Below are 12744 nucleotides of genomic sequence, written 5' to 3' on the forward strand. Positions count from 1 at the left end.
CTACGGGTAGCTCATCGCGACATCGTCCGCGTTCGGCTTCGCGACAGACCGACGATCCCCACCGTCGTCCTTCCCGTTCGGTCCCACGCTCCACACCTTGAAGCTGTTCTTGGAGGCCCGGAATCGAAGGGGTCCGTCTGAGAATGGATCGTTCAACTCGGCTGGAAGCGTCTTGGGCCAGAAACCAGTCTTGCGCTTCTCGCCGATAGCAAACACGAGAGCTCTATCGACTCGCGTGCTCGCCCGGGCTCTCCCTTTCGAAGTTGCGCAGACCTCCGACAACGGCAAGCACACTCTGGGCAGAAGGTAGCTCGCCTCCTGGTGAGCTTCGAATATCGTGGTTTCGCGCCTCAAGATATCTTCTGCCGCCTGGAAGTCGTCAGGATGCTCTGCGATGAGCGGAAGCACTTTGCGCCAGAACTGAAGCAGCCGAACCTCGGCAGCGTCTCGCATCGCCTTTGAGAGGGGAATTGTCGGGGTCTCAGGTGGGTCTTCACCAGATGAAAGGGCGCGGATCTCATCGAGGCTCTTTGCCGTTCTGGCGATCATGATTCCGCCGGATGCTTCACCTCGGAGAGCGCGGAGCAGGTCGGGCTCCTTGGGGCAACGTGCAAGCACGTCGGCGGCCATTTTGAGCGCTGGTACGCTCTCGGGCTTCTCTTTGGCGATCTGAACCGCCGCCTCTTGGACGAAACCCTGCGCGGTGATCTGCACCAGGTAGCCGATTAGCAACCCTTCCTGGCCGATGTGCGCGCTGACGCGGAACGCGGTTTCAAGATCGGATTTTGCGCCTGTGAGATCGCCGCCTCGGGAGCGGATCAGAGCCCGGGCGCAAAGGAGGCGGACCACCCTCTTGAGTGGTGCCATTTCTGGAATCAGGACGTGTGCTCCAAGCTCCCAATTGCGCCTGTAATCCACTTTAGGCTTGCGCGAGGCGGCCTCCACTTCGGCGAGGAAAGGCTCCAACTTGGCGAGCACGGCTCGAAAGCTCTCTTGCTGGACTTGAGTGGCGGATCTGGAGAAGATCAGCTCGTCCAGAGGTTCATCGAGCATGAGGACCGATCGCGCCTCTTTCATCACCTCAGGCGACTTCAGATAGGTGATCGCCGCGTTCTCGGCGTCGGGAGTCTTGCCGTCCGGCAGGGCGTCGGTCGGCTCTACCGGAATGCCCTCTTTCCTCGCCGCATCCCGTTCGGCGTCCAGCATGGCGGCGGTCTGGGCGATGTCGTCCCCGGAGCCGCAACCCCACAGCAACGCGGCGGGGATCGCCCAAAGCGCATGACGGCCGATTAGAGTGCCTTTCAACTGGGTTCTCCAGCACCAAGTACGTCTGCCCGCCTCGCGAGGTTGTGTTTTGGGCGAACTCTATTGGACCCGCGGTCTCTCGGCATTACGCGCAAAGGTCAAAACCAATCTGGACCGATTGGGCGGACCCGGCGGTCGGAGGCTGGGAAGTAGGCCACGGTGTCTCGCCCGTAGTCATCCCCAAATCGCCGACTCCTCTCATATTCAGCACCCGTCAGACCGCCGTCATCCTTCAAGTCCTGGCCAACGCTGTACACCCGGAAGGTGTCGCCCTTCACCACGTACTTGAGAGGATCGGCGTTGAAAGGGTCGACGGCGTGGACTCCAGCCTCGGCGAGCGACTTTGGCAGGCGCTTGTGCTTTGCGCGATAGGCAAGTACACCCAACTCTGCCTCTACGACGCGCCTCCGAGCTTCCTCATTCACGAACGCGCGTCCAGCCTGAGCAAAGACTGGGAAGAGGATGGACGAGAGCAAGTTGGAGGGCCTGTGAGAGCGTGAGAACTCGTACTCGATGGCCAAACGGTCCATTCGGTCGCCGACAGCGATGGGGTTGAACCCGCTATGCTTGGCCTCTTCGAAGATGAGGCACCAGAAGTCCAGCGTGCGGGAGGCATAGGCCCGGCAGACCATTTCCCGGTCAAGTGTGGGCGGCAGAAGCCATCCACTCTCAGAGGAGTAACCAAACGCATCTTCGTTTTCGGCGCGAAGCTGCTGGAAGAAAGACACCCAGTGCCGAGCTGTGTAGTAGCCATAGAAGGCCTCACCCTTGAAGCACTTCTCCACATCTGCCTTGGCGGGCAGATGTTTCATGCTTTCGGCGAGTTGTGCCAACGCCGAAGGGTCATCCGCCCAGACGGTGGCCGCTTCGCTTCGGAAGGCCATGGCGATCGAATCGATGGAGATGGACACCAGTGCGCCAATGAGAATCGGCTCCTCACCGACATGGGCGGCCACGCGCGAGACCGTGTCGAAATCCTCGATCGCTTCTCGCGTGTGGCCCCGGCGGGCATGGAACAGTCCGCGTGCGCCCACAAGCTTCGCCATCGCTTTCATGTCGGCGAACTCAGGAAAGAGCAGATTCGGCCCCTTGCTGAAGTCGCGCTCAAAGTCGCAATGCGGACGCTTGGAACCCTCCTCAAGGAGTTTGATCGCGGGGTCAAACTTCTTGAACGAGGCGGCAAGCTCAGCGTGATGCGTCTCCAAAGGGTCGGCCACCCAGTCCATGACTTCAGATGGCATCTGGTATCGCACTCTCTCGAAATTGGGGATTTCGGCTTGAATGGCCGCGATCGCCTGACGGTAGAGCGGCGCAGCGTTGTCCTTGTCCGCAATCGGCGGGTGCGGGCGCATGTCTTGCGGCGTCAGCGGGATGCCAAGTTCCCTGGCTCTTTGCTCGTTCTCGGCAAGCTCCGAGGCAGCATCGGCAAAGTCTTGCCGCACCCAGAGCCACCCGCCGCCGGCGGCCAAGAGGGCCAACGCGAAGGCCCATTTGAACAGCTTGAAGCCGAATCGGCCCAGTCGGCGCAAAAAACTGACGCGACGCATACTTGCGTGACGGGATGGACCTCGCCACATGTTCTGATCTTACACCGAAATCGGCAAGTTCTTTCCCAATAATCGCACGAGATTCCTGGCGAAAGTACCGTGCCCTGGCGCTAACGCCTGCGGAACAACTCCAGCATGAAGAGGCTGGCTCTGGCGGTAGTGTGTCTCGCGGCGTATGCCGTTGCGGACTATCAGATCATCGACAACGCACGCGGCATCGGCCGCGTCATGGTTTCGGGCGGCTATGCGGACTTTCAGACGGGTGTGGCACACCTTTCCGACGGGTTCAACACCATCGCTCAGGGCAGGTTTGGCCTGGACATGGTGCAGGCTGGCGGCCGCGCAAACTATCACTACACCGTTCGTTGCGAGGAGCTTACGTTCCTGAACATCGCGGGTTCCAGGGCCATGTTCATGGGCCCGGCAATGCTCGCAGCCAAGGACAGCTCGGGACCTGTGGCGGTTCCGGGAACGATTATCGTGACACTCGACGACGGGCACATGTCCCAGGTTGCAGATCACATGAAAATGGAGTTTCGCGCGGCATCCAACGGCAAGCTGTGGAAGGTCGAGGGGTCGCTGGCGCGGGGCTCGATTGTCGTGTCTCCTGCTACGATCAATCCCTAATCCAAGCACAGAAAGTTTTGCTTGCGGGGTCTTGCGTCGGGGGGCGCAAGGCCCCGATTTCCGTTTGAGAGCGGTGGACGATTGCGGATTGCGGACTGAGATACGAGATCGGCCATCTTAAGATCGGCAACCTGAGCAATGTGACTCGGGATTTCAAATTCGGTAGGGCGGGCCGAAGCCCGCTCTCCCTGAAAAGGCGGGGTAAACCCCGCCCTCGCTCGCGCAATCCACAGGACCCAACACCCAAATGCCCTAATGCCCTAATGCCCTAATGCCTCAATGCCCCAGGTACGCCTTGAACATCTCCAGCAGCCCAGGTGCGGACCTCATGCTCTCCGTGCGGGCCTTCTTGATCTTGGCCAGCATCTGAGCTTCGGTGTCGTGGAACGGATCAATCGCGTCCGCTTTGCCCGCCAGACTGTAGAGGCCCCACTGCCCCATGGGCCCGTTCACGGCCATCGTCTTATAGGTCCACATGCACCAGGACCAACCGGCCCTGTCCCACTGCTCGATCAGCCCCTTTGTGGCTTCAGGCGTGCCGTGAGGCTCCACGTTGAACTCCCCGGCATAAACGGGGGCGTTGCGATAGCCCTGGAGCTTAACGAGCTCTGGCATCCGCTTGGATAGGGACTCCGCGTGCTCGGCGCTTGACTTGGCATCGAAATGATAGAAGTGGAGCGAGAACCCCACATTCGACCAGTTTGCGAGGTTGGGGTGGGGCGTCGTCTCGAAACCCTTGTAGCCGTCATCCACCAGCACCACCTTCTTCGGCGCGACCTTCCGGACCGCGCGGATCACCCGGTCATAGACGAGGTGCAGCATGGCGGGGTTGGGCGCGCCCATCGGTTCGTTCATCAGGTCGTAGATGGCGACCGCCGGCTCGTCGGCAAAGGCCTTGCCGATGGCGGTCCAGGCCTTCTCCATCTTCGCGATGTTCCCGACGTCGAACCACAGGCGGTTGCGGCCCTGCTTGCCGGTGTGGTGCTCGTTGCTTTGGCCGCCCGGCGCGCCGTGCATGTCGAGGACCGTGTAGAGTCCGTGCTTCTTGGCGGAAGCCACCGCGTTCTTCAGCAATTGCAGGCCGCCCTTCTCCTCTAGGAGTTCCACCAGAAACGGCAGCCGGACGTGGTTAAAGCCTGCCGACCTGATGCGCGCGAAGTCGGCGTCCGTGATCCAGTTCGCTCGGTAGGCGTCGCGAACGCGGAGCATCGCGGCCCTACCCAGGCGCTTCTCCACCGTCGACCAGAGGCTTGCGTGATCGACGACTTCCTCCTTTCCACCGGGTGTCGCCGCGTTGACGAACGGGGTCATCCAAATCTCTTCGACCAGCCAGCCGCCGAGATTCACACCTTTGAGCGCCACCGTTTTCCCGCTGGAGGTGGCCAGCGACTTGTCTTTGCAGTGCAGGGCTTCGAGCGGGGCGCCTTGCGCTCCCACGGTCACGGCGAGGAAGGGCAGCATGGCCTGAAACAAGGAGAACCTCCCAGCGACTTTCCCTAATTGCAGAAATTCGCCTTGCATAATTCTGCATCCTGATGTAAGGTTATATCAAGAGTGATGCAACGTTGCATCATCCGACCTTTGGACTGAAATGGACCGACGAACCTTGGGGCCGAACCTCAATAGTCTGGCGCTAGCGCGCCTGCGCGTCAGCCTCAGCGTCTGCAGAAGGCCAAAGGAAGCGACTTTGAGCGATCATCCAGGAACCGTCTGCCCCACGGCTTCCTGCCCTCGAAATGGACCCCGGGGGACGCGATGAGCGGTGGACCGAGACCCAATGGGGCAACCCTGAAGGCCGTTGCCGAGGCGGCCGGGGTCTCGGTATCTGCCGTCTGCAAGGTCCTGAACGGCAAGGGCGACTCCGTGAGGGTGAGCGAACCGACCGCCGCAAACATCCGAGAAGCCGCCCGTCGGCTGAAATACAGCCCAAACGCGCTCGCAAGGTCCTTGCGGATATCGAAGACCCAGACGGTTGGGCTCATCTTCGAAAACTTCGGGCAGATCTCGGCGGGGCCGCTCTACTATGTAGAGCTCCTCGACGGCATTGCCAGCGAGCTTTTTGCCCGAAGGTATCGGTTGACGATACTGCCGGAGGTCCCGATCGATCTGGCAGCCCAGACGCTCGGCGATGGGCGGCTCGATGGCGTGATCTGGTGCAAAATGCCCCAGGATCTTGAGCTCCATCAGGAGCTCTTCGACCGAGGGCTGCCCATCATTGCCCTGAACTCCACGCCACCCCAAGGCTCCCCGATGCCGCATTGCGTCGCGTGCGACAACTCGACCGGGTCCGAGCTTGTCGTCGAGCACCTCTGCGAGCTCGGCCATCGACGGATCGTGTTTGCACTGGAGAAGCGAGAGGAACGCACCCCCGACGCTCTGGCACGGCTCAAAGGCTTTCGCGATGCGATGGCCAAGCGGGGCCTAAGGGTGGGCGACCGCGAGATCGTCTGCTGGCATACGGATGCTCGCGAGTTCCCCGAATGGTGCGCCGCGAAACACCCCCACACGGCGATCTTTGCATGGAATGAGCGGTTGGGCGGAGAGATTCTCGCGCGCGCTTCCGAAACGGGGCTCGATGTACCCCATCAACTGAGCGTCGTCGGGTTTGACAGCACGCGGTATTGCGAGTCGACGTCTCCCCGGCTCACGGCCGTCCGACAGCCGATCAAAGAAATGGCGCAGACCGCAGCAAGCCTGCTTTTGTCTCTGATCGACGGGGAACTGCCCAAGCCCTGCCACCATCAATACCCCTGCACGCTGGACGTCCGAGAGTCTACGGCGCGCCCACGTTCCTAAGGCCGGCCCCGTAGCCGTCGGTTCCGTGCCGACGCGGCCCAAGGGACTTTCATGCAGAGGACGCAAAGCGGACCCGTAGCCGTCGGTTCCGTGCCGACGCACCCCGAGGGACTTTCACGCAGAGGGCGCAAAGCGGACCCGTAGCCGTCGGTTCCGTGCCGACGCGGCACAAGGGACTTTCATGCAGAGGGCGCAAAGCGGACCCGTAGCCGTCGGTTCCGTGCCGACGCGGCCTGAGGGGCTTTCACGCAGAGGGCGCAAGGAAGTGCAGAGGACCGGCGCGAATCGATGCCACGTTTCGAACCATCCGCCCCAACGGAATCGCCGTTACTGGCTCTTCTTTCCTTGGTCCAAGTTCAGCATCGTGCCGATCAGGGTCTTTTCGGCGGTTCCCTTGTCGCCGCTTTGAATGGCCCTGAGCGCCAACGTGACCTCTTGAGCTTCGGCGGTGCGGCCCTGCGAGACCAGCAGCGCCTGAGTCCTCTGAAGGTCGGCGACCGCGCCCATGACCGTAACCTGGCCTGTCTTGAGGCCCATGATGGTCTTCTCCACGGCACGGGAGGCCATCTGGATGTCGGCGGCTTGACGGACCCTGGGGTCCACCGGCGCTGAATATCGGGCGTGGTCCGCCGTAAACTCCATCACCATGTCGAGATCGATGGTCTTGGTGCAGCCCGCCAGGCAGTCGTCGTAAGTGAGCCGCCCGGAGGCCACGCGGTAGTGCCCGAGCGGGTGGTTGGGAAACTCCAGATCGACGACTTGCTGCATGGCGGCGCCACGCTCCAGGTCGGCGAGTCCGAGCGAAAACTCGCGCTCGCCAGGGTTGTCCGAAGCGAACTGCGGCGAGCGCATGTTGGCCCATCGCGCCAGCTTGAGATCGAGCACGAGGTTCCGCGCGACCACTGTCATGAGCTTTTCGAGCTCCGTACGAAAGATCTCGGGGATCAGCTCGGGTCTTGGAATGAAGTAGTAATTCCCGCCCGCCTTTTTGGCCATTCCCGCCAGGAGTTCCTCGTTGTAGTCCGGCCCAAAGCCAAGGAAGGTGCATGTGATGCCGCGCGCCTTGATCTCAGAAGCGTGGTTGACCAGGGAGTTGTAGTCCTTGATGCCAACGGTCGGGTCGCCGTCGGTGAGCACGATCATGCGGGTGGCGCGACCCGGGTCGGCGAGCTGAAGGATCTGCTGGGCCGCCATCGCCAGGCCGCCGTAGAGGTCGGTGGTGTTCCCTGCCATCAGGCGCTGGATACCTTCCTTGATCTGCTGTCGGTTGGTCACCCTCTGCGGAGGCATAAGGATGTCCACTGTCTCCTCAAAGGTCACGATGCTCAGCACGTCATCCGGCGAGAGGAGGTCGACCACGTAGCTGCAGGCCTGCTTGACATAGTCGAGGGGCGGACCCTCCATCGAGCCCGAGCGGTCGATGACCAGGCAGAGGTTGAGCGGCGTTCTGGCCCCAACGGTCGCCACGCCAGGAAGCCCAGGATCGGCGCCGGCGGCTACCATTTCGATCAAAAACTGCTCGCGCGCGGGGCCATTGGCCATCGTCGCCGGCCGGCTGGCGATGATCTCGGCTCTGAGGGCCACTTGCGCCGCCATCTGCACGGTCGCGTTGGCCGAAAGGCCTGGCATGGCTTGGGTCCGCATGGGGTCCGATGCGGGCATCGCTTGGGTGCGCAGCGGGTCGAACCCCGGCCCGGGGCTCATCACGGTTTTGTTCGGATCGTTCGGGTTTGGAGGCATGGGCTTCTCTACGTTAGTTTATATCGGGTTTCGGGGGCAAGAACGTTCGGTAAGCAGGAAACCGGAAAGCCTGGCTGCGACTTGAATCCACTATACTTGGACTATGAAAAGCCTGATGGCACCGCTTTGGAGCCTGATGATGCTGGGTCTCGTCGGCTCTCTGGGAGCCTTCCAGGCGACCCATGGTGGGCCCACGCCTCAACCAGAGCCCAAGCCAGACCAAACCGTGGGTTTCACCTACACAGCGGGCGCATATACTATGGAGGTTGCTGGTGTCTGCAAGATCACGGAGTCTGAAGTCCGTTGTTGGGACCTGCGCGGAAAGCAATCTACTGCGCTGACGTCGTTGGTTGAGTCTGCGCTGAAGCCAAAGTCAACCTATGTACCCCCGATACAGTTCCAGTATGGAAAGAAGAACCGCCTCGTCATCTTCAAGCAAACGATCTCTTCCGCAACGACAGGCACGACTAGCTACTCCATCAGCATCAACTACCTGGGAAACAGCGCAAGCGGCGGCTACGGCGGCTTCCTGAACTTCCCCATGGGCAACTACCAGCCCGGTAAACCTCAGGTTCGATACGAGTCGCGGCCCGTCGCCGCCGAATCGAGCGCTAAGACCACGAAGGCGCGCCTCATGGTGATACAGTTCTTCCCAGAGCGAGCGACGCTAAACTGCAAGCCCGGCGCAAAAGCAGGCCTTTCAACTGCGGACATCGAGCTGCTTTCCATCAAGAAAGCCCCCGCAGGGGAACAGCTTCCTCCAGGCTATCTCCAGGAAACGAGATGGCAGATCGACCTCAAGGTCAAGTTGAAGGTTAGGGACAGGCTAAACTTGGGTCTGACGGCTGTTGGGCCGGATGGCAAGTTCCTCAGTCAAAAGACCAGCGACGGCAAACCGATTTCACAAGAGGAAGTGCAGAAGCTGTGGTCAAAACCCGGTGGACATCGTCCCTACTCACTTCAATCGGTTATGGTCCAGACCGGCTCCATGAACGGCGATCGCCAGACCTGCTTCGTCAACGTCGATCCAAAGTACATTGCGAAGCTCGCCATCGGCTTCTCGAAGACCAGAAACGTGGACATGACGGGCATACCCCTGGACCCGAAATAGGCTCCCGGCTACTCCTTCCCCCAGCAGTTGACCAGCCACCAGCAGGCCTGGTCGTGGGGGACGAACATCGGGTGCGCGAGGATCTCGAACGCCGGAAGGTAGCCGAGCGAGCCGTCGCCATAGTCTTTAACGCGCTTCATCACGGTCTCCACGTGGGCTTTTGCGTTGCGGCACCGCTCTATGTCGGCCAGCGACCCGCCGATCCGCGCATGGGTCTTCTTGGCAATCCGCTCCAAGTCTTCAAAGATGCCGCGACAGATGGTCAGGCTCGCGAGAGCCTCGCCAGGCTTCTTGGCGGCGTACGCCGTGCGCGCCTTCTCGGCAGTCTGGGCGAACTGGACCGCGCCCCTCACAAACAGCGTGACCCCTTTCTCCGCCTCGCCGGGCGCGACGGCTTCGGCTCGCTCAAGGATCGAAAGGGCCTTGCTCCCGATCTCACCGGACAGTTCCTCGCCGTGGCGCATCCAGAGCAGAAACGGGTTGGAGTACATCAAGAGCCGGCTCTTGAGGCGGCTCCGCCAGCCGTCGAAGACGAAGACCCCGCCAAGCTCATTCAGCTCCACTCCCATCAGCCTGGCCCACTCTTCATGGCGCTCGGAAACCTGGAGATACGCCCGGAGGAACGCCGAATCCTGCTCTTCTGACCGCGCGTCGCCATCGTCTGCCCGTCGAAGCATCGCGCCACTGGCCTGCAGCGCCGGAAACAGCGTGTCGTAACTCCCAAACAGCCCGCACTCCCAGGTGGTCACGCAAACCCCGTAAAGGCCCATGTCAATTGCATCCTGGATCACCTCTCGAACGTTCTTTTCGGACTGGGGCAGGTGCATCCACGCTGCGTCGTAGGTGTGCAGCGCTGGGCAGCCCACAACCTCAAAGCCGCGATCGAGAAAGGTCGGCACGGTCTCGCGCACACCCTTGAAGTACTGCCAGTCGAAGATCAGCGTGTTCTTGGGCAGGCACTCCAGGGCCTCGGGGTGTTCGAGAAACATGTCTCCCCACACGCCGGGCCTGCGTCCCGCCTTGGCCACTCGCTCGGCGAGGGGGCCGAAATGCGATCCGTAGATGTGGGCTTTGAGCTCTGGCGAGGCGCCCTTCTTGGGCTCCGCGCTGCCAGCGGCCTCGCCCACGTCGCCGAGCCTCGCTTTGCACTTCAGACATTGCCCCAACTGCCACGTCTCGTCGCCGCCGATGTGGATGAGGGGTGAGGAGAACAGCGCGATCGCCTCGTCGATGATCGAATGGCACAGCTCCATAAATTCCGGGCACGACGGGCAAGCCTGCATCCCCTCGAACAGCGACTCGCGGTAGCGCTTCCCCTCTTCGGTGTAGATCATCCCCTCCAGGTGCCCCAGCAAGTTCAGAAAGGGAACGATCTGGATGTCCGGGTACTCAGCCACCAGAGTGCGGATCATCTCAGGAGTGACGCAGCCCTTTCCGTGGGACCAAGGGGTGCTTCCATAGGCGAAACGGTGCTCGAAATAGAGCCCGATGGCGTTATAGCCGGCTTCGCGGGTGAGATCGAGGTACCGGCGAAGGTGGTCGAGGGTCGGGGATTGCTCGCGGGCGATGTCGAGCATCCACATGCGCAGTTGCATGGGTCCAAGGTACCTGGGGAGCTGCGCCGGTGTAAGTAGCGCCAGGCGGCATGGTCAATTGCCTATGGGATTCACCGAGGCGGCTTCGCTACGCGAGCGTAAGGGCCACTTCGGAGCAGAAGTGGCGCCCGTCGGGAGTGAGGCGGATCACACCCTCGCCGGCCCATTCGACCCAGCCTCTCGCTTCGAGCCTTCCGATCTGAGTTCTAAGGTTTGAGATTTCAGATTCGGAGAGGCTCAGTGAGGCGAGGGGCAATCCCTCGTTCAGGCGAATGCCCAGCATGATGCGCTCAAGCTTCTCCTTATGAGCGTCGAGGGGCTCCCACTCGCACCAGAGAGGAGAGGGTGAGTCGGTGAGGGAATGAGTCGTAGAGGGGGTGAAGAGATGATGAGATGATGAGATGAAGGGCAGAACCCCCTCGCCCCTTGTGGGAGAGGGTCCGTGAACGGAGTGAACGGGGGTGAGGGGATGGGAGGGTGCGTCGGGGAGGGAGTGAGGAGGCGGATGCCCTCGCCCCTCGTAGGAGAGGGTCCGAGAGCGAAGCGAACGGGGGTGAGGGGGCATGGGTGATGGCACGTCAGATGAGCCGGTGATGGGTGGGTCGGTGAAGGGTTTTCGGAGCGCTGATGCGATCTGGCTGTAACGTGCGGGGTGCTTGAGGTTGGTATAGCGAATTCGGACTCCTGACGAACGGGCCCCAGTAGCCAGTCCCTCTGTCCCGTCGCCCCTCGGTCCACCCGTCCCTTCGTCCCCTTGTACCGCTCCCAATCCGCAATCGAAACACCCCACCGCCCCCGGGCCATAGCCGGCATATTCCTCATAGCGCCAATAGGCCAGATTGTGGCGGCACTCGTAGCCGAGCTTGGCGAAGTTGCTGATCTCGTACTGCAGGAAGCCGGCGTCAGCCGAAAGCGCGAGGGCATCCTCATACATCGCCACCTGCACGTCGTCGTCCGGCAGCACCAGCGCTCCGCGCAGGTGCTCCTTGTAGAAAGGGGTGTTCGGCTCGAGGGTCAGGCAATACAAGCTGAGGTGATCCGGGCCTAGCGAGATGGCCCGGTTCAGGTTCTCCCGCCAGGCCCCTCTGCTCTGCCCGGGGAGCGCAAACATAAGATCGAGGTTCACATTGTCAAGCCCAGCCTCTTTCGCGGCCTGGAACGCCCGTTCGATATCCGTGGAGCGGTGAACCCTTCCAAGCCGTTCGAGGTCCGAGTCCAAGAAGCTCTGGGCGCCCATGCTGATTCGGTTGAAACCCATCGCGCGCATCGCCGCAAACTTGGGGATGTCCACCGTGCCCGGGTTGGCCTCGCTGGTGATTTCGCAGGATTCAGTCGGAGGGTGCGCTTCGATGACCGCTTTCAGAAGCCGCTCTAGCTGGCTGGCCTTGAGGAAGGTGGGTGTTCCGCCGCCGAAGAAAATGGTCTTTGCCGGGCGGCCATGAAGGGGGCTGCAATCGATCTCATGAACCATGGCCCTGACCGTCTGCTCGTGGATGGCCCCTTTCATCGCGAAGGAATTGAAGTCGCAGTAGCCGCACTTCGTCGGGCAGAACGGCGTGTGCACGTACACCGCAATCGGTTCGGCCCGCTCCATGCGCCTAGAGTAGCACCCGTCGCGAAATCGGGTAAGAATCGCACCAATCATGGTCACACTTGCCCTCGCCGCCACGTTCCTGCCCTTCGCCCATGGTGCGAATCCGATTCTTCAAGACGACTACATGCCGGCCGGACCCAAAATCGTGTTCACGATGGCCTCAGGAGGCTCCTTCACGATTACTACAGACCCCAAAAACTCGCCCCTCACGGTCAAACACATCCTGGACCTGGTGAAAAAGGGCTTCTACGACAAGCAGCGGGTGCACCGCGTCGAGCACTGGGTGGTGCAGTGGGGGTCGCCCCACAGCAAGTCGGGAGAGTTCTGGAAGAAGGACCCCAAGACTGGCGACTACGTGAAGGACAACTGGACGGGCCAACGCGCGGTCACCGACCGGGTCGGCGACGGCGGATCGGGCAAGAACATCGA

10 protein-coding genes are annotated in these 12744 nt (G+C 61.6%); 4 read left to right on the top strand and 6 right to left on the bottom strand.

Annotated elements, in window-relative coordinates:
• Together HZC36_04205 and HZC36_04210 are read right to left on the bottom strand one after the other, a co-directional pair.
• Window positions 1–1305 (bottom strand): hypothetical protein, encoded by a 1305-nt coding sequence (locus HZC36_04205; GenBank protein ID MBI5706175.1) that lies wholly within the window; start codon window positions 1303–1305, stop codon window positions 1–3.
• A gap of 98 nt (window positions 1306–1403) precedes the next feature.
• Window positions 1404–2852 carry a hypothetical protein gene (locus tag HZC36_04210; GenBank protein MBI5706176.1) on the bottom strand — a complete coding sequence of 483 codons (1449 nt, stop codon included), beginning with the start codon at window positions 2850–2852 and terminating at the stop codon, window positions 1404–1406.
• Window positions 2853–2987: 135 nt separating this feature from the next.
• Here HZC36_04210 and HZC36_04215 point away from each other — a divergent pair, with 135 nt between their 5' ends.
• Window positions 2988–3479, top strand: coding sequence for a hypothetical protein (locus HZC36_04215; GenBank protein ID MBI5706177.1), 492 nt, complete (start codon window positions 2988–2990; stop codon window positions 3477–3479).
• Between the two features lie 276 nt (window positions 3480–3755).
• Here HZC36_04215 and HZC36_04220 read toward each other — a convergent pair whose 3' ends face one another.
• Window positions 3756–4940: a cellulase family glycosylhydrolase gene (locus HZC36_04220; GenBank protein MBI5706178.1), complete on the bottom strand. Its 1185-nt coding sequence runs from the start codon at window positions 4938–4940 to the stop codon at window positions 3756–3758.
• A 294-nt stretch (window positions 4941–5234) separates the two neighbouring features.
• Here HZC36_04220 and HZC36_04225 point away from each other — a divergent pair, with 294 nt between their 5' ends.
• On the top strand, window positions 5235–6275 hold the full coding sequence (locus tag HZC36_04225; protein ID MBI5706179.1) for a LacI family DNA-binding transcriptional regulator: 1041 nt from the start codon (window positions 5235–5237) through the stop codon (window positions 6273–6275).
• Between the two features lie 327 nt (window positions 6276–6602).
• On the opposite strand, the gene HZC36_04230 is transcribed toward HZC36_04225, so the two are convergent.
• Window positions 6603–8015, bottom strand: coding sequence for a VWA domain-containing protein (locus tag HZC36_04230; GenBank protein MBI5706180.1), 1413 nt, complete (start codon window positions 8013–8015; stop codon window positions 6603–6605).
• 103 nt (window positions 8016–8118) lie between these two features.
• On the opposite strand from HZC36_04230, the gene HZC36_04235 reads away from it, so the two are divergent.
• On the top strand, window positions 8119–9126 hold the full coding sequence (locus tag HZC36_04235) for a hypothetical protein (GenBank protein MBI5706181.1): 1008 nt from the start codon (window positions 8119–8121) through the stop codon (window positions 9124–9126).
• An 8-nt stretch (window positions 9127–9134) separates the two neighbouring features.
• On the opposite strand, the gene HZC36_04240 is transcribed toward HZC36_04235, so the two are convergent.
• Entirely contained in the window at window positions 9135–10721 is a 1587-nt protein-coding gene (locus HZC36_04240; protein ID MBI5706182.1) for a family 20 glycosylhydrolase, read from the bottom strand.
• An 88-nt stretch (window positions 10722–10809) separates the two neighbouring features.
• Complete coding sequence (gene hemW, locus HZC36_04245; protein ID MBI5706183.1) at window positions 10810–12315, bottom strand: radical SAM family heme chaperone HemW; 1506 nt, start codon at window positions 12313–12315, stop codon at window positions 10810–10812.
• 49 nt (window positions 12316–12364) lie between these two features.
• Here hemW and HZC36_04250 point away from each other — a divergent pair.
• Window positions 12365–12744: peptidylprolyl isomerase (locus HZC36_04250; protein ID MBI5706184.1), on the top strand; the 380-nt coding region annotated here is incomplete at its 3' end.

Source organism: Armatimonadota bacterium, assembly GCA_016223145.1.
Lineage (GTDB): Bacteria > Armatimonadota > Fimbriimonadia > Fimbriimonadales > Fimbriimonadaceae > Nitrosymbiomonas.